Below are 23,965 nucleotides of genomic sequence, written 5' to 3'. Positions count from 1 at the left end.
GGTCATCTGAACCGCACGTCCGTGTCGTCGAAGCGTTCGATCAGCCAGGCGGCCGCCGGGAAGGCCAGCAGCGTGGGCAGCACCTGGCCCAGCAGGGCCAGCAGGCTCGGCGCGTTGCCGGCGCGCACCGTGACGATCAAATAGGCCATGAGGAAGGCGCCGAGGGTGGCCAGGGCGTACCAGCCAAACAGCACCCGGGTCTCCTGTCCCGCCAGCAGGTTGCGGCTCGCGAGCACGGCCCCGTAGACCCCCAGCAGGCACAGGGGCCAGAGCCCGACCGGACCGCCCCAGAACAGGTCGAGAAACAGCCCGACGACGAGCAGGGCCGCCGGGGCCGCCATCGACGGCCGGATCAGCGGCCAGGCGAAGGCCAGCACCAGCGGCAGCACCGGCTCGGGGAGTTTCAGCCCGAACAGCTCGATCGGCGTCGCCAGCAGCAGCGTCGCCGCCAGAACGACGAGCGCGGGATAGACGATCCATTGCGTGGGCCCGACCACCCTGACCGCGCCACCGCGCCTCACCGGGGCTGCGCCCCCGGCGCAGGCTGGGGCGAGGCGGCTTCGGCGCGGGCGACGGCCTGGGCGGCCGCCGCCTCCGCGGCCCGACGCACCGTCTCGTCGCTGATCGCCGCCGCCGTGGCGGCGTCGACCGGCGGGGCGGCCGTCAGGCCGGCCAGCGGCGGCGCATTCAGGGCCTCACGGTCGGCCAGCTGGGCGAAGTCCTCGAACAGGAGGATGCGGACGTAGTCGATCGCGCCCCGATCGCTGAACAGCTTGACCCGCCAGGAGCCGTCGATGCCGCGCGCCGCCACGCCGATCGGCACGCCGCGGGGCACCCCGCCGCCGTCGCCGGACGAGAGGATCCGGTCGCCGGACTGGATGGCGTTCGAACCGCGCAGGAACTCCAGCCGCGGGTTGCCGCTGCCATCGCCGGTCATGATGGCGCGGGCGTCGGTGCGGTCGACCAGCACCGGCGTGCGGCTGGCGACATCGGTCAGCAGGACCATGCGGCTGACCCCGGGGGTCACGCCGGCGATACGCCCGACGAGGCCGTGCTCGTTGACGACCGGATTGCCGACCCTGATGCCCTTGCTGGAGCCCGCGTCCAGCAGGCGGGCGTTGGCGAAAGGTCCGCGCGACTCGGACACGGAACGCGCCGTGGCCATGGCCACCGGCGGCTCGACCCGCAGGCCCAGCATGGCCTCGTAGCGCGCATTGACGTTCTTGAGGGCGATGGCCTGGTCGCGCCAGGGCTCAAGTTCGGCCAGCTGCGCCCGCAGGCGGCGATTCTCCTCGACCGCGTTGAAGTAGCCGGCGATGTGGTCCGACGCCGCGCCGATCCAGCGCACCGGAGCCGCGAACAGCCCGCTGACGGGTCCGGCGGTCTGGGCCACCCCGCCGCGCAGGCCGTTGTAGGGCCCCTCGCCATCGGCCGTACGATCGCCGAGCAGCAGCACGACCGCCAGCACGCCGGCGGCCACGGTCGCGGCCGCCGCGGTCCAGGCCAGCGGCACCTTCAGGGTCTCGAACGGTCCGTCGCGAAACGCCACGGCGCGCCTTCCTCGGCAGGGGGCGGAAGCGGCGGGACAACCCCCGCCGCACGGGCAGCCTATTGCAGAATCAGGCCGATTTGAAAACGGCCCTCACGCGGGAATGACCGCGCCGACCTCAAAGGGTGGCGTCGAGCACGCCCTTCATCCAGCGCGGGTGCTCCAGCACGCGGCCGCAGCCGATGGCGACGCACGACAGCGGGTCGTCGGCCACGGTCACCGGCAGGCCGGTGTGGTCGCGCAGCTCGGCGTCGAGGCCGCGCAGCAGGGCCCCGCCGCCGGTCAGCATGATACCCTTGTCGGCGATGTCGGCGGCCAGTTCCGGCGGGGTCGCCTCGAGCGCCACCTTCACCGCCTCGATGATCTGGGTGACCGGCTCGGCCAGGGCCTCGGCGGCCTGGCGTTCGGAGATGCGCACCTCGCGAGGCACGCCCTGCATCAGGTCGCGACCCTTGACCTCGATCGACAGGCCCTCGCCGTCAGGCGGGATGCGGGCGGTGCCGATGTCCTTCTTGATGCGCTCGGCGGTGGTCTCGCCGATCAGCAGGTTATGGTTGCGGCGCATGTAGCTGATGATCGCCTCGTCCATCTTGTCGCCGCCGACGCGGACCGAGCGCGAGTAGACAATGCCCGACAGCGACAGCACGGCCACCTCGGTGGTGCCGCCGCCGATGTCGACGACCATCGAGCCGGTCGGCTCGTGGATCGGCAGGCCGGCGCCGATCGCCGCCGCCATCGGCTCGTCGATCAGGCCGACGCGGCGGGCCGAGGCGTTGAGACAGGAATCGTTGATGGCGCGTCGCTCGACCGCCGTGGCGCCCGACGGCACGCAGACGATGATCTTCGGGTTCACGAAGCCCTTGCGGTTATGCACCTTGCGGATGAAGTGCTTGATCATCTCCTCGGCGACTTCGAAGTCGGCGATGACCCCGTCGCGCATCGGACGGATCGCTTCCATGTGGCCCGGGGTGCGGCCCAGCATCTGCTTGGCCTCGATCCCCACCGCGTGGACGATCTTGCGCCCGCCGACGTTCCGCAGCGCGACCACCGACGGCTCGTTCAGCACGATGCCCTTGCCCTTCATGTAGATCAGGGTGTTGGCGGTGCCGAGGTCCATCGCGATGTCGTTCGAGATCGCGCCGAAGAGGGAGAAGCTCATGGGGGTCGGTTACCGTTCAGGTTGGGGCCGTGGAGGGCGATGCTGGTCCTGCCCGCGGCGGCGACGCCCCTGACCGCAGCGCATCCCCACGCGCCATGGCCTTCCGATCGTCCTCGCCTCGCGGACTGTCCGCCCGTTTGCCTGCTGCTACAGGCGATTACAAGCCCTGAAACCACGCCATCCCGATGCGGGAGGCGAACGGCGGCCGGGCGCGCGAGGCGGCCTCGCAATCAGACGGCGCCCACAGAGCCGGAAGGGCCGCCGGCGAGGCGGTCGACGAGGGGGTACAGCTCGGCGTTCTCCCGCTCGATCCGCAGGGCCAGGGCCCCGATGACGCCGCGAGTCGCGGCGCGAAAGCGCTCCGGCGCGGACAGGATCGCCTCGGCCGACCAGTGGTCGCGATAGGCCAGCCAGGCGCCGAGGAGACCGCCCATATCCTGGAAACAGGCGCCCGCGGCGGCGCTGACCCGTTGGTCCGCAGACGCCATGAGCATGGGGTACATCCAGTCGTCCTCGGTGGTGAGGTGGACGACAAGCAGCCGGTCCAGCCCGACGATGGCCGCCCTCGCCTCGCTCGCAAGGTCACGGGTCAGGTCGCGATCCACGATGCCGGCGAGACCGCTCGCCTGACGCAGGATGCGGTCGTGTTCGTCCCGAAGCTGCGCCGTCGCCGTCATGCCGGCCTCCTGACCTTCCGCAGCGTGGGCGGGAAAGCCGTAACGGGGGATTAAGGATGCGGACGATCGGCTGTCGCGGCTTCGCGCCGGCGCACCCACTCGCGCACCAGCAGCATCAGGCCCAGCCAGACCACCGCGACCGCGGCGAGGATCAGCGAGGTCCAGACGCCGTCGCCGCTGACCGCCGTCACCACGGCTCCGCCGAAGAAGGCGACCAGCGCCGTCTTGGGCAGCACGCCCAGCGCGCAGCCCAGCAGGAAGGCCGGATAGGAGGCGCGCGTCGCCCCGAACGCCATGTTGACGACGATAAACGGGGCCGACGGGACGTTGCGGATCATGAAGCTGGCGTAGAAGGCGTTGCGCCCGACGAACCGCTTGAGCCGCTCCAGGGTGCGGCTGTCCAGCCGGTCGACCAGCCGCGCCGTCGGCCCGCGCCCCATCCAGTAGGTGACCCCGGCCGAGACCACCGTCGCCGCCCAGCTGTAGAAGAACCCGAGGCTCGGCCCGAACGCCACCACGCAGGCGGCGATCAGGATGAACTGCGGCGCCCCGATGAAGGCCGCCAGGACGAACAGCACGACGGTCGCGACGAAGGCCCAGGGGCTGCCGGCATAGCCCTGCAGCCACGCCTCCAGCCGATGCTCGGTCTGCAGGCCCAGCTGGGTCTTGCCCAGCCAGAGCAGGCCGAGGGTGGCGGCCAGCAGCAGCCCCGCCGCCAGCGCCGTGCGCCAGCGGCGGGCCTCCATGTTGAGGATGAAATCGAGCAGCCGGCGCATGGTCAGGCCTCAGGCGCGAACGGATCGATGATCCATTCGGACAGCATCCACTCGGAGAGATTGGGGTCCCAGACCCACAGCTGCCGATAGGGCGCGACCCTGCGGTCGTCGCCAGCCCTGTAGCTTGCGACGCCGGTGACAAGGCCACGGCGCGCATCGAGGCCCTCGAACGTCCGCTGCTCGAACCGGAGGTTATCCAGCTCCGCCAGACGGGCCACGATGAACTCGGCCACACGATTGTCACGGCCGCGTTCAGTTCGGACCTCGACGCCGGCCCAGTTGAGCACCGGCGAGCCGTTGGTCCCCAGCGCCGCGCGCCAGGCTCGGGGATCGGCGGGATCGAGACCGCGCCGGGGGCCGATCTCCGACCGGGCGTTGCGCAGCTCGACCGCTGTGAACCGGTCGCCGCGGAGCGCCATACAGGCGGCGAGGATGTTGACGTGACTCCGGTACCGGGTGGTCTCGAGTTGGTCGCAGGGCGCGATCGTCTCCACCGCGATCTCTGCAAGGCGGAAGGCGAAGCGGACTGTCAGCCCGTCGGAGCAGGCGTCCTCGGTGCGTCTGCGAACAGGTTCAAGGCGAAAACGTTCGGGCGAGGAGTTCGCCATCTCCACCGTAGAGACCCACGAATGCAGACAGATTGACGGGAAGCCGCCGGCCGCCGGCAGTTGCTCGAGCTGGCGATCCGCGAACCGCGACTCCGTCCTGACCCGGTTCCATGTCTCGAACGAGACCGGGCCGGAAAGGGTCTGGCCGGCGAACCCGTAGACAGTCGCGACGGGCGAGGCCCCGGGCCGGCGTTCGAAGGCGACCGCCGGCATCTCCTGTCCGTAGCCATCGACATAGAAGGCCCGGTAAACTTCCGCCCCCGACGCCGCCTCATCCTCGATCGAGGTAACGCCAAGGCGGGCGCGCGTCGCCGCCTGGCTGATGCTGTCGCAACGGTCGACGCCATTGTCGTCGAGACAATCACGGGACACGACCGGATCCTGCGCCAGGATGAGGGCGGCGACCCCGACCATAAAACTCATCGTCCCGCTCCTTCGAACCAAGGCCATTTGCACGCGCTCGCGCCCGCCCGTAAACAGCCGTTCTCCCCGAACGAGACTCGTCCATGTCCCAGCTGCAGTCGTCCGCCCTCGCCCGCGTCAAGCCGTCGGCGACCCTCGCCGTCACCGCCAAGGCGCGGGAGCTCAAGCGCGCCGGCCGCGACGTGATCGGCCTCGGGGCCGGCGAGCCGGACTTTGACACCCCGGAGAACATCAAGGCCGCCGCCATCGCCGCCATCCAGCGCGGCGAGACCAAGTACACCGACGTCGACGGCCTGCCCGAGCTGAAGGCCGCCGTGGCCGCCAAGTTCGCCCGCGAGAACGGCCTGACCTACGGGACCGACCAGATCCATGTCGCCCCGGGCGGCAAGGCGGTGATCTACAACGCCCTGGTGGCCACCCTGTCGCCCGGCGACGAGGTGATCGTGCCGGCGCCCTACTGGGTCAGCTATCCGGACATGGTGCTGCTGGCCGGCGGCGAGCCGGTGGTGGTGATCGGCCACGAGGCCGACGGCTTCAAGCTGAAGCCCGAGGCGCTGGAGGCGGCGATCACGCCGAAGACCAGGTGGCTGATCCTCAACAGCCCGTCGAACCCGACCGGCGCGGCCTATACCCGGGCCGAGCTTGAGGCCCTGGCCGGCGTGCTGGCGCGGCATCCCCACGTCTGGGTGATGACCGACGACATGTACGAGCACCTGATCTACGGCGACTTCGAATACACCACCATCGCCCAGGTCGCGCCGTCGCTCTACGAGCGCACCCTGACCGTCAACGGCGTGTCCAAGGCCTACGCCATGACCGGCTGGCGCATCGGCTATGCCGGCGGGCCGAAGCCGCTGATCGACCTGATGCGCAAGGTCGCCGGCCAGACCACCTCCAACCCCTCCTCGATCAGCCAGTGGGCCGCCGTGGAGGCGCTGAACGGGCCGCAGGACTTCATCGGCGAGCGCCGTGACGCCTTCGAGCGCCGCCGCGACCTGGTGGTGTCGATGCTGAACCAGGCCACGGGCATCCGCTGCCCCAACCCGGAGGGCGCCTTCTATGTCTATCCGTCGGTCGAGGGCCTGATCGGCAAGGCGACCGCGGAGGGCAAGGTGATCGACAGCGACGAGGCCTTCGCCACCGCCCTGCTGGAGGCCGAGGGCGTGGCCGTGGTGCACGGAGCGGCGTTCGGCCTCAGCCCCTATTTCCGCATCAGCTACGCCACCTCGGACGCGGTGCTGGAAGACGCCTGCCGCCGCATCCAGCGCTTCGCGGCGGGGCTGCGCTGAGGGGTCGACCGGCCTCGGGCGGGGGCGTGACGGTCGCTATTCGCGGCGCGGGCCGTTGATCAGCTCATCGACCTCCTGAAGACGACGGTAGCCGGAATAGGCTGGCTGCCAGCCCGCCGCGACCAACTGCCCCTGGCCGTCGAGCTGACGCCAACTGGCGATTGTGGAAGTCGTCACATGAAAGGGCATGGCTCCCAGCGCAGAAAAGACATTCGTCTGCGTGAAGCTGCCGCCAGTCGAGGCGTGAAGACGCACGAGGAGGACCGAAGCTCCAGCCTGATCCAGGTTACGCGCCACCTGTCGAAGCCGGAGCAAGGCGCCAAGCTGGGCCCCATCGTCCGCGGCAAGCTCTTCGCCAAACGTCTGATAGGCCGACAGCGCAAGATCTAGCTGCGCGCAGAGATCCAGCCGCGACGCCAGACGGCCGGCTGCCGCCTCCTCCTCCTCGGCGAGCGCCCTCATCTGGACGCAGCGTCGCCGTCCCGGCTCAAGGCCGCTGCGAGCCTCATCGAGAGCGAGAAGCTCGGAGCTCAGTGCAACAGCCACCTCGCGGCTGACGGGTCCGGTCATCGGCTGTAGCCGCCGCGCCTGACCCGGAGGCTCGGCGGCCAGCACGGCAGCGACAAGCGCGGCGTCGTCCAGAGCCGGTACATCAAGGCCCGCGGCTGCGTAGTCGCTGCGGAAATAGCTCAACAGGGAATTGATCAGCGGAATCGCGGCGGATAGAGCGCCAACGCCCTTTCGCCCTCCGCTTTCCGCAATGCCGAGGCCCGGAGCGGTAATCTGGTCCGCGATGAGTCGAGCTCGTCCCAACTGCGCTGTCAGCGCCGCGTGCCGAACTTCATAGACGCGCAGGGGTGTCTGATCAGGGAAGACGTCACCGCCAGCAACAAAGACCGGCCCATTCATTCCTCGCGCCAGATCCGAAATGATCCCGGTTCCGACGTCTCCAAGGTGTCGCGCGGCGAGCACCATTGCCTCCGCCTCGCCAGCCCCGTCACCAACGTTCATCTCGCCCTCAACACCGGATTCCGGTAGAGTCGGGGTTCGCAGCGTTCGGATTTCCTGCTCGAGTTTGGCGATATCGCGTTCCAGCTCCAGTTCGGTGCGCCGCTGCTCGGCGGGCGATGGCGGCGTTTCGCCTTCCACAGGTGGCGTCTGGGCGTGAGCAGAAGCTCCTGCCATCAGCAGAAACGCCCCTGCCATCAACGCTTGCGCGGACTTGTTCATTTTCGCCCCTCCCGAGAAGGGGCAACCCTACGACGAATAACGTCGATACGCCAGAGGTGTTTAACGCGTCAGGCCGCCCGGCTGACGGCGAAGTCAGCGAGGCTTTCCAGCGCCGTGCGCCACGGCCCCGGCGCCACCGTGCGCAGGGCGGTCTTGGCCGCCTCGGCGTAGTCGTGGGCCATGTCGAGGGTGGCGGCCAGGGCGCCGGTGCCGAGGATCAGCTCGCGCGCCCGGCGGAACTCCTCGTCACCGCGCTGGCCACCGTCGATGGCGGCGCGCCAGAAGGCGTCCTCGCGCCCGGCGGTGCGGGCCATGGCCACCAGCAGCGGCAGGGTCACCTTGCCCTCGCGGAAGTCGTCGCCGGCGTTCTTGCCCAGCACCTCGGAGGCCCCGCCGTAGTCGAGGGCGTCGTCGGCCAGCTGGAACGCCAGGCCGAGGTTCAGGCCATAGCTGCGCAGGGCCGTCACCGCCGCGTCCGGGGCCTCGACCGCCAGCGCCCCGGTCTCCGCCGCCGCGGCGAACAGCTCGGCGGTCTTGGCGGCGATGATGCGCAGATAGGTGTCCTGGTCCAGCTTGAGGTCGTGGGCGCGGGTCAGCTGCAGCACCTCGCCCTGGGCGATGACGCTGGAGGCGTTGGCCAGCACCCCGAGGGCGCGCATCTGGCCGGTGTCGACCATCAGCTCGAAGGCGCGGGCGAACAGGAAGTCGCCGACCAGCACGCTGGACGGGGCGCCCCAGATCAGGTGCGCGGCGACCTTGCCGCGGCGCAGCTCGGAGCTGTCGACCACATCGTCGTGCAGCAGGGTGGCGGTGTGGATGAACTCGACCGCCGCGGCGAAGCGGTGGGCGTTGGCCAGGTCCCGGCCGCCGACGGCGCGGGCCGCGGCCACGGCGATGAGCGGGCGCAGGCGCTTGCCGCCCGCCGAGACAATATGCTCGGCCAGCAGCGGGATGACCGGCACGGTCGACTGCATGCGCTCGAGGATCAGGCGATCCACCTCGGCCATGTCGGGGCCCGCGAGGCGCGCCAGGGCCTCGGCGTCGCCCTTCGGGCGGTCGGTCCGGGCGCGGGCTGCGGCGAGGGCGGCGTCCAAAGGCGGTCTCGTTTCTTCGTTTTGGCGCGGGGGAGCGCGCGGGATTCGCGTCGACGACTTGCCCCGGCGCGGCTGCGCCGACAATGGTGAGCCGGCCATGAGGGGTCAAGCCGCGTGACCGTCGCATCTACCGCCGCCGCGCCGGGGTCAACCCCTGTGCGCGAGGACCTGTTCCTCGGAGGGCGGGTGAAACTGCGCCAGCCGACACGCGGCTATCGCGCCGGGATGGACTCCGGCCTGCTGGCGGCCGCCTGCGCCGCCGGCCCCGGCCAGAGCGTGTTCGAGGCCGGCTGCGGGGCCGGCGCGGTGCTCTGCCAGATCGGCGCGCGTTGCCCGGACGTGCAGCTTCAGGGGCTGGAGCGCGATGCCGCCATGGCCGCCCTCGCTGGCGAAAACCTCGGGCTCAACGCCCTCGCGGACCGGGGGGCGGTGCGCCTCGGCGAGGTCGCGGCCGGACCGCTGGCCGACGAGCGCGGCCGGTTCGACTGGGCCGTCAGCAACCCGCCCTTCTTCGACGACCCCGGGGCCCTGCGCGCGCCGGGCCCCGGCAAGCGCGACGCCTGGCTGGCCGACGACGGCCTGCAGGCCTGGCTGGACCTGCTGTCGCTGAACGCGCGCGAGGGCGGCCGGGTGCTGCTGATCCACCGGGCGGACCGGCTGGCGGACATCCTGGAGGGGCTGAAGCGCCGCTGCGGCTCCTTCGCCGTGCGGCCCGTGCACCCCTTCGCCGACGCCCCGGCCAAGCGGGTGCTGGTCCGCGCCATCCGCGGCGGCCGCGCCCCCCTGATCCTGCACCCGCCCCTGGTGCTGCATGAGCGGAGCGGGGGTCACACGGCGGCCGCGGAAGCGATCCTGCAGGGCGAGGCCGGTCTGGAGGTCTGATCAGGCGGCCACAGCCGCCGCCAGACGGCCCTGCAGGCCCCGCGCCCCGGTCGCCGCCGCAGCGTCGCCGCTGACCCGGAAGTAGGAGACCAGCCGCGACAGCTCCTGCGACTGGCCCTGCAGGCTGGCCGCCGCCGCGTTGGACTCCTCGGCCATGGCGGCGTTGTGCTGGGTGGTCTGGTCCATCTTGCCGACCATGGCGTTGACCTGATCCAGGTTGTCGGACTGGTCGCGCGACGCCGCGGCGATGTCGGCGATCAGGCCGTCGATGTGGCCGACCCGCTCGACGATGCTCTGCAGCGCCGAGCCGGTGTCCTTGACCAGCTTCGCGCCGTGCTCGACCTCGGTGCTGCTGCCGGCGATCAGATCCTTGATCTCCTTGGCCGCCTCGGCCGACCGCTGGGCCAGGGCCCGGACCTCCTGGGCGACCACGGCGAAGCCGCGGCCTTGATCGCCCGCGCGGGCGGCCTCGACCCCGGCGTTGAGCGCCAGCAGATTGGTCTGGAACGCGATCTCGTCGATCACCCCGATGATCTGGCCGATCTGGGTCGAGGAGGCCTCGATCCGCTGCATGGCGGAGATGGCCTGGGCCATGATCTCGCCCGAGCGCTCCGCGTCGTTGCGCGCGGTGGAGGCCGCCTCGGCCGCCTGCCGGGCGTTGTCGGCGCTCTGGCGCACCGCCGAGACGATCTGGCCGACGGTCTCGACCGTCTCGCTCAGGCTGGCGGCCTGCTGCTCCGTGCGGGACGACAGGTCCTGCGACGCCGTGCTGATCTCGTGGGCCCCGCCCTCCATGGCGTCGGAAGCCTTGCGGATCGCCGCCACGGCCCCGGCCAGGCTGTCGATCGCCGCCAGATAGTCGGCGCGCAGCTGGCTGTACTCTTCCGGCATGTCGTCCGGCATCTCATGGGAGAGGTCACCGCGGCTGAGCGCCGCCATGGCCTCGCCGACGGTCTTCACCACCCGTTGGCGCTCGGTATGCAGCACCTCGGCCTCGGCGGTCTTTCGCGCCGCCTCGGCAGCTTCCAGATAGACGGCGATAGCCAGGTCCATGTCGAGCATCACCGCCTTGGCGATGGCCCCGGCCTGGGCCTTCAGCGCGGCCGACGAGCTGCGGCCGCCCATCAGCCTGCCCTTGGGCCAGTGCGAGTCGATCAGCTTGCCCAGCAGGTGCTCCAGCACCAGCGCATAGCCGCCGATGTACCAGCGCGGCTCCAGCCCGATGCGGGCATGGGTGTTCCCGACCTGGGTGACCGCCGCCATGAAGTCGGCGTCGAACCGGCCGGCGGCGATGGCGCGCCAGTGGTCGATCTGGCGCCCGCGCGCACCCGAGATATGGTTCTCGTCCCGGAAGAAGCGGCGCGTCTCCGGCGTGGCGCGCACCTGGGTGTAGAAGGCGTCCAGGGCGTCCGGCAGGGCCCCCAGCACCACGTCCTGACTGGCGTTCAGCGCCGCCTGGGCGTCAGGGCCAAGGCGCATGAAGTTCAGGCGGTCCTGCAACGCCTGGTTGGACATTGGCTTCCTCCGTAGACATGGGCCGCCTTGGCCCTTTCCCCGCGAACACTGATCGCCCAGCGTGTTGAGCGAGGCGTTAACGCGCGTTCAGGAGTGCTGTGGCGCGTTGTCTACGGGGTTCTACGGATATGGTCCGGAAGGACCGCCGGTCCTGTCAGGACTCAGCGCTTGGTGGCGCTCCCGCGCGGGCCGAAGCCCTGGACCAGCGCCTGGTGCAGGGCCGTGGGCCGGCCGGCGTCGTCGAAGGCCAGGGGACTGTCCCCGCCCCCTTGCCGGTTCACGAAGCTGTCGCCGTCGCGCAGCCCCCACAGGGTGAAGGCGTAGCGCTGACGCTCGGGCAGGGCGGCGAAGGCCTCGGCATACTCCATCACGCGGGCGGTCTGCAGCGCCCGGCGGGAGTCGCGCCGCGCGCGGTCCAGCAGACCCGCGCCCATCGGCGCGTCCAGCTCCGACACATGGATCGGCAGGCCGAAGGCGGCGGCGTCGCGCATGAAGGCGCTGATCTGTCCCGCCGGGATGTCGATGTCGAGGTGCGCCTGGGTGCCGATCCCCGTGATCGGGGCCCCGGCGGCGAGCAGCCGCTCCACCAGCCGCAGGAAGGTCGCCCCCTTCAGCGGCAGGTTCTCCAGATTGTAGTCGTTCAGGAAGAGGACCGCGTCCGGGTCGGCGGAGCGGGTCTGCTCGAAGGCGCGGGCGATATAGCCGTCCTGCCCGAACCGGGCGCTCCAGTGGCAGTGGCGCAGGCCGTCGCCGTCCTCGGCCACCGCCTCGTTGACCACGTCCCAGCCGGCCAGCTGTCCGCGGTAGCGCCCCGCCACGACGGCGATGTAGTCGTCGAAGGCGCGGGCGCGGCGCGCCGGCTTGATCGCCTCGAACCAGTCCTGCCCCTGCGAGTACCAGATCAGGGCATGGCCGTGCAGGCGCATCCCGTTGGCCCGGGCGAAGGCGGCGATGCGGTCGGGCGCGTCGAAGCGCCAGCCGCCGTCCTCGGCCAGGATGTACTCCATCTTCATCTCCCACTCGGGCGTGAGCTGGGAGATCTCGCGGCGGGCCAGGGTCGTCCACGCCGTATCGTCGAGCTGGCCGCTCATCACGGCGACCCCGACCGGGGCCGGGGCCAGCGCCTTCAGCGGCGCCGCCGCCGGCGCGGCCTGGACGGGGGCCCGGCCGCAGGCGGCGAGGGCCAGCGTGGAGAGAAGGAGGGCGCGGCGAGTCGCCCGCATCGCGGTCAGGGGCGGGGGGCGGATCACGCCGACCGGCGGCGCAGGCCCAGTTCGTCCAGCGCGGCGCCGTCGCGCTTGCCCTGGGCGGCCAGCTGGTCCAGCCGGGCCACCTCGGCCACATGCTCGAACTTCTTGAGCTCCTCGAAGGCCTCGCTGAGGGCGTCGCGGGCCCCGGCCTCTTCGGACTCGATCACCGCCAGATCGCCCTCGGCTACGGTGCGGCGCAGCTTCCAGCCATCGAGATAGGCGGTCAGCATCATGTTGGCGTCGGTGTCCTGGCGGGCGCGCTCGCGCTCGACCTCGGCCTCGGCCTCCAGCACCGCCAGCCGCATCTCGGCCGAGGCCCGACGCCCGGTGATCTCGGCGAGGCGCTTCTGCAGCGTCTCCACCTGATGGTTGGAAATCCGGATCAGGGAATGCGCCCAGGCGGTCATGGCAGGTCCTCCGTCAGCAACCCTTGATTCAGAATCGTTTCCAGACGGCTAAAGCTCTCGGCCATCGGCGTCGCCTCGTCGGGCGACTGGCTGAGAAAGGCCTCCAGACCGGGGTTCAGGGCGATGGCCCGGTCGACGATCGGATCGGCGCCCGCACGGTAGGCGCCGATGCGGATCAGCTCCTCCATGTTGGTGTAGGCGCTCAGGCTCTGGCGGGCGCGGCGCGTCAGGTCCCACTCCGCGGACGACTGGCAGCCCGGCAGGGTGCGGCTGACGGACTTGAGCACGTCGATGGCCGGGAAGCGGCCGCGCTCGGCGATCTTGCGGTCCATGACGATGTGGCCGTCGAGGATCCCGCGCACGGCGTCGGCGATCGGTTCGTCGTGGTCGCCGCCGTCCACCAGCACGGTGAACAGGGCGGTGATCGGTCCCGCCGTGGTGCCGTCCGGGCGGCGCGGCCCGGGCCCGGCGCGCTCCAGCAGCTTGGGCAGTTCGGTGAACACGGTCGGGGTGTAGCCCTTGGTGGTCGGCGGCTCGCCGGCGGCCAGACCGATCTCCCGCTGGGCCATGGCGAAGCGGGTCACCGAGTCCATCAGACACAGGACCTCGAGGTCCTGATCGCGCAGGAACTCGGCCAGGGCCAGGGTCATGTAGGCGGCCTGGCGGCGCTTCAGGGCCGGCTCGTCCGAGGTGGCGACGACCACGATGGCGCGGGCGAGGCCCGCCTCCCCGAGCGTCTCCTCGATGAACTCGCGCACCTCCCGGCCCCGCTCGCCAATCAGGCCAACGACGACCGCATCGCAGCTGGCCTGGCGCGCCAGCATCGACAGCAGCACCGACTTGCCGACGCCCGAACCCGCAAAGATGCCCAGGCGCTGGCCCCGGCAGGTGGTGGTGAAGACGTCCATGGCGCGGACGCCGAGGTCGAGCCGCTCGCCGACCCGGCCGCGGGCGTGGGCCGGCGGCGGCGGCGCGCGCAGCGGATAGGGAACCGGACCGGTCGGCAGCGGGCCCTTGCCGTCGATCGGCTGGCCGAAGGCGTCGACGATCCGCCCCAGCCACGCCGACGTCGGCCGCACGGCGGCGGCGGAATCGATGATGCGGATGTCGGCGCCGGGGGCCACCCCCTCGACCGGACCGAACGGCATCAGCAGCGCCTTGGCGTCGCGGAAGCCGACCACCTCGGCCGGCAGGGGCGGCTGGTGCAGGCGCTGGATCTCGGCCCGCGCCCCGACCGCCAGCCGGCTGAGGCCGCCACGGCTCTCGATCAGCAGGCCGTTGACCCCCGCCACCTTGCCGGTGACGCTGAGTGGATCGATCGCGTCGACGGCGGCGATGAGATTACGCAACGGGCGACGGCCTCTGACGGGGAACGCTCGAAGGGTGGCCTGACGTGGTTAACGCGGGATAAAGGCGGCATGCTCGGACCGAGGCGTCGCGCCCTCGTGAAGGAAACCTGATGCGCCGCCGCACCGTCCTCGCCGCGCTCGCCGCCGTCGCCGCCAGGCCCACCTGCGCGGCCGGGCCCGAAGGGCGAACGATCATCGTGGGCGGCGGGGTCGCCGGTCTTGCGGCCGCACGCGCCCTGGCGGAGGCAGGCGGGGACGTGGTGGTGATCGAGGCGCGCGCCCGACCCGGTGGACGCGTGCGTACCTCCCGGCTCTGGCCTGACCTCCCGGTCGACCTCGGCGCCAGCTGGATCCACGGCGGGCGCGGCAACCCGCTGACCGTTCTCGCTGACGCTGCGGGGGCGCGCCGCGTCGCCACGTCTTACGAGCGCAGCCTGACGCTGGACGCCGGCGGGCGCCCGGTGGACCCTGACGCTGTTCTGGCTCCCGCCGCACAACTTGTCGAAGCCGCTCGCGCCGCTGCCGAGGGCCTGACCGGGGATGTATCCCTGGCCCGCGCCGTGGAGCTCTCGCCGGCGTGGACCGATGCGGATGTCAGCGCACGGCGACACATTCGAGCCTGGGTCAACAGCGCGATCGAGCATGAGTACGGCGGCGACTGGACGGCGCTTTCATCCTGGCGCTTCGACGAGGGCGAGGCCTTCCCCGGAGAAGACGTCCTGTTTCCCGACGGCTATGACCAGTTGGTGGATCACCTCGCGAGAGGCCTGAACGTCCAGCTTGGCCGCCCCGTCGCCGCTATAGCCCCCCGCGGCGCAGGCGTGGCCGTGACCCTTGGCGACGGCGAGGTGCTGGCCGGCGAGCGCGTCGTACTGACCCTTCCGCTGGGGGTCCTGCAGGCGGGCCGGGTGGCGCTGGAGGAGCCGCTCGCGCCCGCCCGTCAGGCGGCCATCGACACCCTTGGCGTGGGCCTCCTCAACAAGTGCTGGCTGCGCTTCGAGCAGGTCGCCTGGCCGGACACCGTCGACTGGCTTGGCTGGCTGGGGGCGCGCGACGGCCACTGGGCCGAGTGGATCAGCCTCGCCCGGGCCACAGGAGCGCCTGTGCTGGCGGGGTTCAACGCCGGCGGCGCGGCGCGTGACGTCGAAGCGCTCGACGACGCCGCCACCCGCGACGCGGCCGTCGAGGCCCTGCGCGCCATGTTCGGATCCAGCTTCCCGGCTCCCGTCGCAGTCCAGGTGACCCGCTGGGCCCAGGATCCTCTGGCGTTGGGGGCCTACTCCTTCAACGCCGTCGGAACCGGGGCTGCCACGCGTCGGGCGCTGGCCGGACCCGACTGGGACGGCAGACTGATCTTCGCCGGCGAGGCCGCCGCCGCCGAGCACCCGGGCACAGTGCACGGGGCCCTCCTGTCGGGACGGGCTGCGGCGGCCCTCGCACGTTAAACCACCAGGTCCGCTCAGCGTGGCGCCAGTTCCCTGGTGAAGAAGGCCGCGACCTCGGCGTTGAAGGCCTGCTGGAAGGCGGCGCGGTCGAAGCCCGGCGTGGGGGCGCAGACCATCGGCGCGGCGGCGGCGAGCTCGGCCGAGCAGGGCGGCATCATGTCGAAGTGATCCGCCCCCTCGACCACGCGGTAGTCGGGCGGCGTCGGCAGGGCGTCGTGGACCGCCTGGGCGTAGAAGGGATGCGGCAGGACGCGGTCTTGCGACGGGCGCCACAGCTGCACCGGAACCGTGACGTCGGCGAGGCCCTCGCGGCCGAAGGTGTAGCCCAGGGCGGGCGCCGCGGCGACGACGGCCCGGATACGGCCGTCGTGGGTCCACTCGGGCGCATACACGACCGGGGCGGAGCCTCGCGCCGCCAGCAGACGGCAGTCGTAGAAGCCGGGGTTGGCGCGACAGTGGTCGATCACCCGGGTCAGGTCGGGCCGCCCGCCGGCGGCGGCCAGCACGGTGAAGCCGCCCGAGGAGAAGCCGAAGGCGCCGATGCGAGCGGGATCGACCTGCAGCCCGCCGGCCCCGGTCTCCACCATGTGGTCGATCAGGCGCTTGAGCTGGCGCGGCCGCTCGGCCACCTCCGTGGCCCGGCTCTGGTCGCGGTAGTTGTCTCCGGTGTGGCTGAGGGCGGCGACCATGAAGCCGGCGCGGGCGAGGGCCTCCGCGGTCGCGGCGTGGCCGGTCCAGCTGCCGCCATTGCCGTGCGAGATGACCACGAGCGGCGCCCGGGCGCCCGGGGCGGCGCCCGGCGGCAGCCAGACGCCGCCCTCGATCGCCGGACCATCGCCGTCGGGAATGGACAGGCGCAGGCGCGTCACGGCGGCGGCGGCCTGGACAGGCGTGGCGGCGGTCGCCGGGGCCCCGGCCAGGCCGGGAGTCGGAACGGCGGCGCCGAGGGCGGCGGCGAGGGCGGCGATCAGGGCGAGGCGGGAGGTCATGGGAAGCGATCCGGTGCGGGTTGCGATGACCCTCCGATGCCGCCGCCGGGCCAGCCTCGCCAGCGCCGCTTCGCCAACGGGCGAACGGGTTCGCCGGCGGGCCGACGGGGCTGCATCCGGGGCCCGGCTCGGCTATGGCGAGGACCATGCTGCGCCGCCTCGCCCGCCCCTCCCCGGCCCTCGCTCGCCTCGGGATCGCCGTCGCCCTGTCGACGGCCGCGGGCGTTTTCCTTGGCCTGCTCGGCCCCTTCGGCAGCTACCGCAACGGCGGCGCGGGCGAGCGCATCGCCTATTTCGTCGTCACCTTCTGGGTCGCCAGCCTGCTCTACGCGGTGATCGTCCCGGCCGCGGCCCAGGCGGCGGCGCGCGCCCGCCTGCCGCTATGGCTGTGGGCCCCGCCGGTGATCGCCGCCGCCGCCGTGCCCGTCGCCGCCGTCAGCCGCGTCGGGGCCCAGGCCCTCTGGCCGTGGATCGACAGCCGCGTCGGCCTGCTGGAATGGTATGGCCAGAGCCTGCTGCTCAGCGTGGTCGCGGTCGGCGCCGCCCTGCTGGTGCGGCGCGCCTGGGCCCCGGCCACGCCGGCCGGCCCGCCCGCGACGGCGGACCCCGCTGGAGCCGCGGCCTCCCCCCTCCCCGCCTGGCGCCGCGAAGGCGTGATCTGCCTGCAGATGGAGGACCACTACGTCCGCATCCACACCCCGACCGGCTCGCGGCTGGAGCTGATGTCCATGAGCCAGGCCATCGCCGCCCTCGCCGGCGTGGAGGGCTGGCGGGTGCATCGCTCGTGGTGGGTGGCGCGCGCCGCGGTCGAGGCGGCCGAGCCGGACGGGCGCAACTGGCGGCTCAGGCTGCGCGGCGGCCTGCGGACCCCGGTGTCCCGCGCCAATGTCGCGCCCCTGCGGGCCGCCGGCTGGCTGCCGCCCGCCGACTGAAGCGGATCAGTGGAGCCGGGGGTTGGGGCCGCGCCGGACCCAGCCGAGCGCGATCAGGAACATCACCATGACGATCGGCACATCCAGAAAGGTGCTGAACACCAGCCAGGCGTCGCGCGAGAGCAGGACCACCGCCACGGCGTTCATGCTCGCCGAGGCCAGACCGATCAGCCCCATGGCCACGCCGAGCCGCGCCGCATCGACCTCGAAGGCGAGATAGCGCGCCAGCCGGACCGCCAGCAGTTGCCCCTGGCGGAACAGACCGTCGGCGAGAAACGGCAGCGCCCCGATGACGCCGAGGACGGTGCCGCGATGCTGCACGAACCGCTCGTCCTGGAAGGCCAGGGCGAAGGCGGCGGACAACAGCCCCATGGCGATGCCGAACACCGCAAGGCCGCCCAGCAGGTCCACCCGGATCACCTTCTGCACGCCCCACAGCAGGAGGCCGGCGACGGCCCCGCTGACCGCCGCCGTGACAAGCCCGAACTCCCGCGCCACGAAGAAGAAGGCGAGACCGAGGCTGATGTCCGTGGCCAGCGACGGCCAGTTGCGCTTCCAGGCCGCCGCGTTGCGGGCGTGCTGCGCCATCGCCTCGGGACCGTCGACGCCTTCGGCAAGGCGGCGCAGCCGCGGGCCGAAGCCCAGCGGGCGGCCGAGGTGCGTTTCGAACACCACGACGCCGTCGCGGCGCGCCCGCAGGCCATAGGTCCAGGCGTTGGCGGGCCCCACCTCGACCTCGACAACGCTCCCGTCCGGTCGCTCCCAGCGCAGGATATGGTTGCGGAGGGGATCGGGTCCGCCCTTGCCGACCCCGTCGGCGGCGACCTCGACCCCGTCCGCCGTCAGGGTCGAGCGTGAGCTGTCCGTGAAGGTCTCGTGCAGAACGACAAGCTTCGCGCCATCGACCGTGAAGGTGCGGGTGAAGCGGGTGAGGCGAAGCGGCATGGCGAGTCCGGAGCAGACATGGGGGGCGCGGTGCGACCCGTGGCCGACCGCGGCCCCGCACTCAAGTCCGCGCGGCGTCGCGCCCTACTGCCCCTGACCGAGGCTGTAGCCGGGCTGGCCGTCGAAGTCGCACAGGTGCTCGGTCTTGATGAACTCGATCCCGGCCTCGGCGGCGCGCAGCTGCAGGGCGGCGATCTCCTGCACCGTGACCGGTCCGCCGCCGTTCATGAAGCGGCAGCGCCAGTGGTCGGTGAGCAGGGTCTCGGGGGCCCCGTCCGGCCACACCTTTACCCCGCGGTTGGTGACCATCTTCAGCTTCAGCCGGTTGTCCTCGACCGACTGCAGGCGGGCGGCCAGGGTGTCGGGCGAGCCGTCGCGGAACTCGACGAACAGGTCGACGCCGACCGTGGTCTTGCTGGCGGCCGGGCGGCGGGCGCTCTCGGCCGGCTCCAGTCGCAGCGGCGCGGCGCCGGCGTAGCTGACCGGGGTCAGGCGCTCGGGACGACGCCCGAGCCGCGCGATCACCGCCTGGGCGAAGCCGTCCGTGCCGACCTTCTCGCGCGAGATCGCCGGGTCATAAACGTCGGGCGTATGGATCCCGTCCTCGAGCGTGGCCAGCCAGGCGTTGTGGATGCGCTCGGCCACCTCGCTGCGGCCCAGATGGTTCAGCATCATCACCGCCGACAGCAGCAGGCCCGAGGGGTTGGCGACCCCCTTGCCGGCGAGGTCAGGGGCCGAGCCGTGCACCGCCTCGAACATGGCGATCGTGCCGCCGATGTTGGCGCTGCCGCCCATGCCGACCGAGCCGGCGATCTGCGCCGCGATGTCCGAGATGATGTCGCCGTACAGGTTCGGCGTGACGATGACGTCGAACATCTCCGGCGTGTCGGCCAGCCGCGCCGCGCCGATGTCGATGATCCAGTGGTCCTTCTCGATGTCGGGGTATTCAGCGCCGATCTCGTTGAAGACCTGGTGGAACAGGCCGTCGGTCAGCTTCATGATGTTGTCCTTGGTGAAGCAGCTGACCTTGCGGCGGCCGTTGGCGCGCGCGTACTCGAAGGCGTAGCGGACGATGCGCTCGCAGCCCGGGCGGCTGACGATCTTCAGGCACTGGTAGACCTCGGTGGTCTGGCGGTGCTCGATCCCGGCGTAGAGGTCCTCCTCGTTCTCGCGCACGATGACCACGTCCATCCCGGGATGGCGCGTGCGCACGAACGGGGCCCAGGCGGTGCACGGCCGGACGTTGGCGTAGAGGCCCACCGTCTTGCGGATCGTCACGTTCAGGGACTTGAAGCCGCCGCCCTGGGGGGTGGTGATCGGGGCCTTCAGGAACACCCCGTTGCGGCGCAGGCTATCCCAGGACTCCGGCGCGATGCCCGAGGTGTGACCGGCGTTATAGACGCGCTCGCCGATGTCGATGACGTCATAGCGCAGGTCCGCGCCCGCGGCGTCGAGGACCGAGAGGGTGGCGGTCATGATTTCCGGGCCGATGCCGTCGCCGAAGGCGACCGTGACGCGCTGGGTCATGGGAACTCCTGTGAATGTGGCGCGCCTCCTACAGGGCCCCAACACTTGACGAAACCTCATGGCCGTAATGACTGTGATAAGTTTTGGATATGCCCGCCCCGCCGTGGGTCTTCAGTCCCCCTGACGCCGCCTTGAGAGACCCTGCGGCGGCGACTGTTGTGGCGGCCCGTCCGCGGACATAGATCAGGGGCTCCGCCAGACTGGAGCGCCCGATGTCCGACCTGCCCGCCTATGACGCCGCCCGCCATCGCAAGGCCGGTCGCGGCAAGGTCTACGCCTCGATCCTCGACACCATCGGCGACACGCCGCTGGTGGCCCTCCCGCGGCTGTCCGGCGAGCTGACCCCGAAGGCCACCGTGCTGGCCAAGCTGGAGTTCTTCAACCCGATCGCCTCGGTCAAGGACCGGATCGGCGTGGCCATGATCGAGGCGCTGGAGCAGGCCGGGAAGATCGGCCCCGGCAGCGTGCTGATCGAGCCGACCAGCGGCAACACCGGCATCGCCCTGGCCTTCGTCGCCGCCGCCAAGGGCTATCGCCTGATCCTCGTCATGCCCGAGAGCATGTCGATCGAGCGCCGCAAGATGCTGGCCCTGCTCGGCGCCGAGCTGGTCCTGACCCCGGCCGAGAAGGGCATGAAGGGCGCCATCGCCATGGCCCAGGAACTGCTGGAGCGGACCCCGGGCGCGGTCTCCCCGGCCCAGTTCGACAACCCCGCCAACCCGGCCATCCACCGCGTCTCGACGGCGGAGGAGATCTGGGCCGACACCTCCGGCGCGGTCGACATCGTGGTCGCCGGCGTCGGCACCGGCGGCACCATCACCGGTGTCGGCCAGGTGCTGAAGGCGCGCAAGCCCGGCCTGCAGATGGTCGCCGTCGAGCCGACCGCCAGCCCGGTGCTGTCCGGCGGCGAGCCAGGCCCGCACAAGATTCAGGGCATCGGCGCCGGCTTCGTACCGTCTGTGGTCGATCGCTCGATGATCGACGCCGTCGAGCAGGTCTCCAACGAGGACGCCTTCGACATGGCCCGGCGCGCGGCGCGCACCGAAGGCCTGCCGGTCGGGATCAGCTCGGGCGCCGCCCTGACCGCCGCCTTCCGCCTCGCCGCCCGCGACGAGAACGCCGGCAAGACCATCGTCGCCATCATCCCCAGCTTCGCCGAGCGCTATCTGTCGACGGCCCTTTTCGAGGGACTGTGAGCCGCAGCCGACCCGTCATCGCCGATTAACCCTCTCGGCCCTAGCCTCGGGGCGTCATGACCGACGCTGCGGCCCTCGCCGCCCCGGGCCCCGGGCCCGAGGGCCATCGCGCCCGCCAGGCGCTGCTGAAGCGTCTGGCCGACGTCGTCTCCCTGCCTGCCAGCCGCATCAACGCCTTCGAGCGGTCAGTGGTGGGCGACCTGCTGGTCGAGATGCTGCGTCTGGCCGAGCCGAAGGAGCGGCTTCGGGTGGCCGCGCGGCTCGCCCCGCTCAGCGAACTGCCCAACGCCCTCGCCCGGCTGCTCCTGCGCGACACGCCGGACATCGCCGGTCTGCTGATCGAGCGGTGCGCCGCCCTGACCGACGCCGACCTTTGCGCCGCTGCCCAGGACACGGGCATCGAACATCGGCTGCTGATGGCCCAGCGGAGAGGCCTGTCGGAGGTCCTGACCGAGACCCTGATGTCCCCGGGCGAGCCCGAGGTGGTGGCCGCGCTGTTGCGCAACGCGACCGCCCGTCTGTCGCCTCCGGGGATCGAGATGATGGTCGGGCTCAGCCGCGATCATCCGGCCCTGTGCGACCTGCTCCTGCGTCGACCCGAGCTGCGCCCCTCGGGCGCCTACGCCATGTTCTGGTGGTGCGGTCCCGACGAGCGCCGCCTGATCCTGCAGCGCTTCGCCGTCTCCCGCGAAGTGATGCAGGAGGTGGCGGAGGACGTGTTCGCCATGGCGGCGGCCGAGAACTGGTCGGACCCGGTGGCGCGCAAGGCGCTGCAGTTCATTGAGCGCCGGCAGCGCAACCGGGCGGCCATCGAGAAAAGCCCCTTCGCCGATCTGGAAGCCGCCATCGCCCATGCGGCGCGCGAGGGTCTGAGCCGCGAGACGGCGACAGAAATCGCCTATCTGGCGGGGGTCAAACCCCTGACCGGCGCCAAGATTCTCGGCGACCTCGGCGGCGAGCCGGTCGCCATCCTGTGCAAGGCCACCGGGCTCGACCGCAACGACCTCGCGGCGCTGTGGCGCGCCCTGCGCCGGCCGGAGACCGACGAGACCGGGGCCCCGCATCCAACCTGGGAGCGGGTGCAGCAGACCTGGGAGATGCTGGCGGTGGACCGCGCCCAGACCGTGCTGCGCTACTGGAACTGGGCCCTGTCCTCGGCCCTGTCGCCGCGGCTGCTCCAGGCGATCCGCGACGGCGATGAAGACGCGGCCGATCCCTATGCGACGCCCGAAAGACTCGCCATTCTGACCTTGTCGCAGGACTTCAGACGCCCCGTCTGATCTGGAAAGCGTCACGCCAGCTCTTGTGCGGCCATGTTGATCGGGCCGGGGAATACGTGTATCGGCGAAGCCGTAAACGGGCCTCGCCTGCACGATTTCATAAACACTGATCTGGAAAACGTTCGTATGGAACAGAAGTCTGAGCTTCTGGAGATGACCGCCGACATCGTGTCGGCCTATGTCGGCAACAATTCGGTCGAGGCGGCGACGCTGCCGCAACTGATCCAGAACATCCACACGGCGCTGTCGCAGATCTCGAGCGGCCCGGTCGAGCCCGAGCCGACCCCGCAGGAGCCGGCCGTGCCGGTTCGCAAGTCGATCACCCCGGACTACCTGATCTGTCTGGAGGACGGTCGGAAGTTCAAGTCGCTGAAGCGCCACCTGCGCACCAAGTACGACATGAGCCCGGAAGAGTATCGCGCCAAGTGGGGCCTGCCGAAGGACTACCCGATGGTCGCCCCGAACTACGCCCGCGCCCGCTCGGAGCTGGCCAAGCAGATGGGCCTCGGCCAGGGCGGCCGTAAGCCGGCCCGCGCCGGCCGCGCCAAGAAGTAATCAGGCGCCGCGCGCCACGAACGCGCCGTTGAGGAAGCCCGGCTTGCCATAGCGCAGCCGGGCTTTTTCGTGGTCGCAGACCGTCCCGCCGGCAGCTTCCAGCACGGCCTGCCCCGCCGCCGTGTCCCACTCGGACGTCGGCCCGGTCCGCGGATAGAGGTCCGCCTCGCCCCCGGCGATCAGGCAGAACTTCAGCGAGGAGTCGACGCCGCGCCAGCGCGCCGCGCCATGCGCCGCCGCCAGCGCCGCGGCCTCGTCGCGGCCGACGGAATGGCTGATCACCATCTCGGGCGCGTCCGGCCGCGACCGCGCCTTGAGCGGTCGCCAGGGCCCGCCCGTTTCCCGCTGCCGGGCCCCGCCCGCCGCCGTCCCGTGCGCTGACGTCCCGTGCGCTGACGTCCAGGTCCGGCCCAGCGCCGGGGCCACCACCGCTCCGGCTGCCGGATCGTCTCCACGCATCAGGGCGATGTTGACGGTGAAGGCGTCCTTGCCGGCGACGAAACCGCGGGTGCCGTCCAGCGGATCCACCAGCCACCACCAGGCCCCGGTGCGCAGCTCGGCCCCGGCCGCCGCCGCCTCCTCGGCCACCGCAGGCACATCCGGCCAGAGCTGCGACAGGCCGGCGAGGATCAGCGCCTCGGCGCGTTGATCCGCCTCGGTCACCGGGCTGTCGTCGGCCTTGCGGGCCGCGGTGACGCCGGTGCGCCAGAAGGGCAGGATCAGCGCCGCCGCCGCCTCGGCCAGATCGACGAGGGCGGCCTCGAGGGCGCCGGAGGCGAGGTCAGCGGCGGGATCGCCGGTCGGGGCGGGAGTCATGCGCCGCTGATACGCCGCCGCGGCGGTTGGACGAAGGGGCAAATCAGGCCAGTTTGCCCCCGCCTCAAGCTC

At 71.6% G+C, this 23,965-nt stretch carries 23 protein-coding genes; 7 read left to right on the top strand and 16 right to left on the bottom strand.

What is annotated here, in order from left to right:
- Positions 1–2 precede the first annotated feature (2 nt).
- The 6 genes from VGN74_RS01295 to VGN74_RS01270 form a co-directional block, all read right to left on the bottom strand.
- A complete protein-coding gene (locus tag VGN74_RS01295; RefSeq protein ID WP_327445551.1) occupies positions 3–497 on the bottom strand; it encodes a hypothetical protein in 495 nt (164 codons plus the stop codon).
- Positions 498–517: 20 nt separating this feature from the next.
- Entirely contained in the window at positions 518–1,549 is a 1,032-nt protein-coding gene (gene mreC, locus VGN74_RS01290; RefSeq protein WP_327445550.1) for a rod shape-determining protein MreC, read from the bottom strand.
- 118 nt (positions 1,550–1,667) lie between these two features.
- Entirely contained in the window at positions 1,668–2,708 is a 1,041-nt protein-coding gene (locus VGN74_RS01285; RefSeq protein WP_327445549.1) for a rod shape-determining protein, read from the bottom strand.
- A 230-nt stretch (positions 2,709–2,938) separates the two neighbouring features.
- Entirely contained in the window at positions 2,939–3,385 is a 447-nt protein-coding gene (locus VGN74_RS01280) for a hemerythrin domain-containing protein (protein ID WP_327445548.1), read from the bottom strand.
- A gap of 50 nt (positions 3,386–3,435) precedes the next feature.
- Positions 3,436–4,161, bottom strand: coding sequence for a TVP38/TMEM64 family protein (locus VGN74_RS01275; RefSeq protein WP_327445547.1), 726 nt, complete (start codon positions 4,159–4,161; stop codon positions 3,436–3,438).
- Positions 4,162–4,163: 2 nt separating this feature from the next.
- On the bottom strand, positions 4,164–5,192 hold the full coding sequence (locus VGN74_RS01270) for a hypothetical protein (protein ID WP_327445546.1): 1,029 nt from the start codon (positions 5,190–5,192) through the stop codon (positions 4,164–4,166).
- 83 nt (positions 5,193–5,275) lie between these two features.
- Between VGN74_RS01270 and VGN74_RS01265 the strand changes: the two genes are divergently transcribed.
- A complete protein-coding gene (locus VGN74_RS01265; protein WP_327445545.1) occupies positions 5,276–6,481 on the top strand; it encodes a pyridoxal phosphate-dependent aminotransferase in 1,206 nt (401 codons plus the stop codon).
- Between the two features lie 36 nt (positions 6,482–6,517).
- On the opposite strand, the gene VGN74_RS01260 is transcribed toward VGN74_RS01265, so the two are convergent.
- Together VGN74_RS01260 and VGN74_RS01255 are read right to left on the bottom strand one after the other, a co-directional pair.
- Positions 6,518–7,711 carry a hypothetical protein gene (locus VGN74_RS01260; protein ID WP_327445544.1) on the bottom strand — a complete coding sequence of 398 codons (1,194 nt, stop codon included), beginning with the start codon at positions 7,709–7,711 and terminating at the stop codon, positions 6,518–6,520.
- 68 nt (positions 7,712–7,779) lie between these two features.
- Positions 7,780–8,805, bottom strand: coding sequence for a polyprenyl synthetase family protein (locus VGN74_RS01255; RefSeq protein ID WP_414643513.1), 1,026 nt, complete (start codon positions 8,803–8,805; stop codon positions 7,780–7,782).
- A gap of 114 nt (positions 8,806–8,919) precedes the next feature.
- On the opposite strand from VGN74_RS01255, the gene VGN74_RS01250 reads away from it, so the two are divergent.
- A complete protein-coding gene (locus VGN74_RS01250; protein WP_327445543.1) occupies positions 8,920–9,687 on the top strand; it encodes a tRNA1(Val) (adenine(37)-N6)-methyltransferase in 768 nt (255 codons plus the stop codon).
- Here VGN74_RS01250 and VGN74_RS01245 read toward each other — a convergent pair whose 3' ends face one another.
- From VGN74_RS01245 to fliI, 4 genes are all read right to left on the bottom strand, one after another.
- Positions 9,688–11,202 (bottom strand): methyl-accepting chemotaxis protein, encoded by a 1,515-nt coding sequence (locus VGN74_RS01245; protein WP_327445542.1) that lies wholly within the window; start codon positions 11,200–11,202, stop codon positions 9,688–9,690. It lies immediately after the preceding gene.
- Between the two features lie 161 nt (positions 11,203–11,363).
- A complete protein-coding gene (locus VGN74_RS01240) occupies positions 11,364–12,425 on the bottom strand; it encodes an endo-1,4-beta-xylanase (protein WP_327445541.1) in 1,062 nt (353 codons plus the stop codon).
- A gap of 23 nt (positions 12,426–12,448) precedes the next feature.
- On the bottom strand, positions 12,449–12,859 hold the full coding sequence (locus tag VGN74_RS01235) for a flagellar export protein FliJ (protein WP_327445540.1): 411 nt from the start codon (positions 12,857–12,859) through the stop codon (positions 12,449–12,451).
- Positions 12,856–14,208, bottom strand: a complete 1,353-nt coding sequence (fliI, locus tag VGN74_RS01230; protein WP_327445539.1) for a flagellar protein export ATPase FliI — start codon at positions 14,206–14,208, stop codon at positions 12,856–12,858. The genes VGN74_RS01235 and fliI overlap by 4 nt, the downstream gene beginning before the upstream one ends.
- Before the next feature lie 110 nt (positions 14,209–14,318).
- On the opposite strand from fliI, the gene VGN74_RS01225 reads away from it, so the two are divergent.
- Positions 14,319–15,653, top strand: coding sequence for a flavin monoamine oxidase family protein (locus VGN74_RS01225; RefSeq protein ID WP_327445538.1), 1,335 nt, complete (start codon positions 14,319–14,321; stop codon positions 15,651–15,653).
- Positions 15,654–15,667: 14 nt separating this feature from the next.
- Here the strand turns inward: VGN74_RS01225 and VGN74_RS01220 are convergent, their stop codons facing one another.
- Positions 15,668–16,642, bottom strand: coding sequence for an alpha/beta hydrolase family protein (locus VGN74_RS01220; RefSeq protein ID WP_327445537.1), 975 nt, complete (start codon positions 16,640–16,642; stop codon positions 15,668–15,670).
- A gap of 146 nt (positions 16,643–16,788) precedes the next feature.
- On the opposite strand from VGN74_RS01220, the gene VGN74_RS01215 reads away from it, so the two are divergent.
- Positions 16,789–17,574 (top strand): LytTR family DNA-binding domain-containing protein, encoded by a 786-nt coding sequence (locus VGN74_RS01215; RefSeq protein ID WP_327445536.1) that lies wholly within the window; start codon positions 16,789–16,791, stop codon positions 17,572–17,574.
- A gap of 6 nt (positions 17,575–17,580) precedes the next feature.
- Here the strand turns inward: VGN74_RS01215 and VGN74_RS01210 are convergent, their stop codons facing one another.
- Both VGN74_RS01210 and VGN74_RS01205 read right to left on the bottom strand, forming a co-directional pair.
- Positions 17,581–18,519: a septation protein IspZ gene (locus VGN74_RS01210; RefSeq protein WP_327445535.1), complete on the bottom strand. Its 939-nt coding sequence runs from the start codon at positions 18,517–18,519 to the stop codon at positions 17,581–17,583.
- 84 nt (positions 18,520–18,603) lie between these two features.
- The gene (locus VGN74_RS01205) at positions 18,604–20,046 is read right to left on the bottom strand and encodes an NADP-dependent isocitrate dehydrogenase (protein ID WP_327445534.1); all 1,443 of its coding nucleotides are present in this window, start codon (positions 20,044–20,046) and stop codon (positions 18,604–18,606) included.
- A gap of 212 nt (positions 20,047–20,258) precedes the next feature.
- Here VGN74_RS01205 and cysK point away from each other — a divergent pair, with 212 nt between their 5' ends.
- From cysK to VGN74_RS01190, 3 genes are all read left to right on the top strand, one after another.
- Entirely contained in the window at positions 20,259–21,242 is a 984-nt protein-coding gene (cysK, locus tag VGN74_RS01200) for a cysteine synthase A (protein WP_327445533.1), read from the top strand.
- A 56-nt stretch (positions 21,243–21,298) separates the two neighbouring features.
- Positions 21,299–22,522, top strand: coding sequence for a DUF2336 domain-containing protein (locus tag VGN74_RS01195; protein WP_327445532.1), 1,224 nt, complete (start codon positions 21,299–21,301; stop codon positions 22,520–22,522).
- A 126-nt stretch (positions 22,523–22,648) separates the two neighbouring features.
- Positions 22,649–23,077, top strand: coding sequence for a MucR family transcriptional regulator (locus tag VGN74_RS01190; protein ID WP_298276406.1), 429 nt, complete (start codon positions 22,649–22,651; stop codon positions 23,075–23,077).
- Here the strand turns inward: VGN74_RS01190 and cysQ are convergent, their stop codons facing one another.
- Positions 23,078–23,893 carry a 3'(2'),5'-bisphosphate nucleotidase CysQ gene (gene cysQ, locus VGN74_RS01185; protein ID WP_327445531.1) on the bottom strand — a complete coding sequence of 272 codons (816 nt, stop codon included), beginning with the start codon at positions 23,891–23,893 and terminating at the stop codon, positions 23,078–23,080.
- Positions 23,894–23,965: the final 72 nt, after the last annotated feature.

Source organism: Brevundimonas sp. (genome assembly GCF_035998205.1).
In the GTDB taxonomy this organism is placed as follows: domain Bacteria; phylum Pseudomonadota; class Alphaproteobacteria; order Caulobacterales; family Caulobacteraceae; genus Brevundimonas.
The sequence above is the reverse complement of the archived record's forward strand: the minus strand, read 5'-3'. Positions and strand labels throughout refer to the sequence as shown.

What these genes read in the sequence shown, in the direction of transcription:
- VGN74_RS01220 (WP_327445537.1), bottom strand. Translation starts at nt 16,642, where the DNA reads ATGACCTCCCGCCTCGCCCTGATCGCCGCCCTCGCCGCCGCCCTCGGC.
- VGN74_RS01195 (WP_327445532.1), top strand. Translation starts at nt 21,299, where the DNA reads ATGACCGACGCTGCGGCCCTCGCCGCCCCGGGCCCCGGGCCCGAGGGC.
- VGN74_RS01235 (WP_327445540.1), bottom strand. Translation starts at nt 12,859, where the DNA reads ATGACCGCCTGGGCGCATTCCCTGATCCGGATTTCCAACCATCAGGTG.
- VGN74_RS01260 (WP_327445544.1), bottom strand. Translation starts at nt 7,711, where the DNA reads ATGAACAAGTCCGCGCAAGCGTTGATGGCAGGGGCGTTTCTGCTGATG.
- VGN74_RS01285 (WP_327445549.1), bottom strand. Translation starts at nt 2,708, where the DNA reads ATGAGCTTCTCCCTCTTCGGCGCGATCTCGAACGACATCGCGATGGAC.
- cysQ (WP_327445531.1), bottom strand. Translation starts at nt 23,893, where the DNA reads ATGACTCCCGCCCCGACCGGCGATCCCGCCGCTGACCTCGCCTCCGGC.
- VGN74_RS01245 (WP_327445542.1), bottom strand. Translation starts at nt 11,202, where the DNA reads ATGTCCAACCAGGCGTTGCAGGACCGCCTGAACTTCATGCGCCTTGGC.
- VGN74_RS01280 (WP_327445548.1), bottom strand. Translation starts at nt 3,385, where the DNA reads ATGACGGCGACGGCGCAGCTTCGGGACGAACACGACCGCATCCTGCGT.
- VGN74_RS01240 (WP_327445541.1), bottom strand. Translation starts at nt 12,425, where the DNA reads ATGCGGGCGACTCGCCGCGCCCTCCTTCTCTCCACGCTGGCCCTCGCC.
- VGN74_RS01275 (WP_327445547.1), bottom strand. Translation starts at nt 4,161, where the DNA reads ATGCGCCGGCTGCTCGATTTCATCCTCAACATGGAGGCCCGCCGCTGG.
- VGN74_RS01265 (WP_327445545.1), top strand. Translation starts at nt 5,276, where the DNA reads ATGTCCCAGCTGCAGTCGTCCGCCCTCGCCCGCGTCAAGCCGTCGGCG.
- VGN74_RS01215 (WP_327445536.1), top strand. Translation starts at nt 16,789, where the DNA reads ATGCTGCGCCGCCTCGCCCGCCCCTCCCCGGCCCTCGCTCGCCTCGGG.
- VGN74_RS01190 (WP_298276406.1), top strand. Translation starts at nt 22,649, where the DNA reads ATGGAACAGAAGTCTGAGCTTCTGGAGATGACCGCCGACATCGTGTCG.
- VGN74_RS01225 (WP_327445538.1), top strand. Translation starts at nt 14,319, where the DNA reads ATGCGCCGCCGCACCGTCCTCGCCGCGCTCGCCGCCGTCGCCGCCAGG.
- VGN74_RS01205 (WP_327445534.1), bottom strand. Translation starts at nt 20,046, where the DNA reads ATGACCCAGCGCGTCACGGTCGCCTTCGGCGACGGCATCGGCCCGGAA.
- VGN74_RS01210 (WP_327445535.1), bottom strand. Translation starts at nt 18,519, where the DNA reads ATGCCGCTTCGCCTCACCCGCTTCACCCGCACCTTCACGGTCGATGGC.
- cysK (WP_327445533.1), top strand. Translation starts at nt 20,259, where the DNA reads ATGTCCGACCTGCCCGCCTATGACGCCGCCCGCCATCGCAAGGCCGGT.
- VGN74_RS01270 (WP_327445546.1), bottom strand. Translation starts at nt 5,192, where the DNA reads ATGAGTTTTATGGTCGGGGTCGCCGCCCTCATCCTGGCGCAGGATCCG.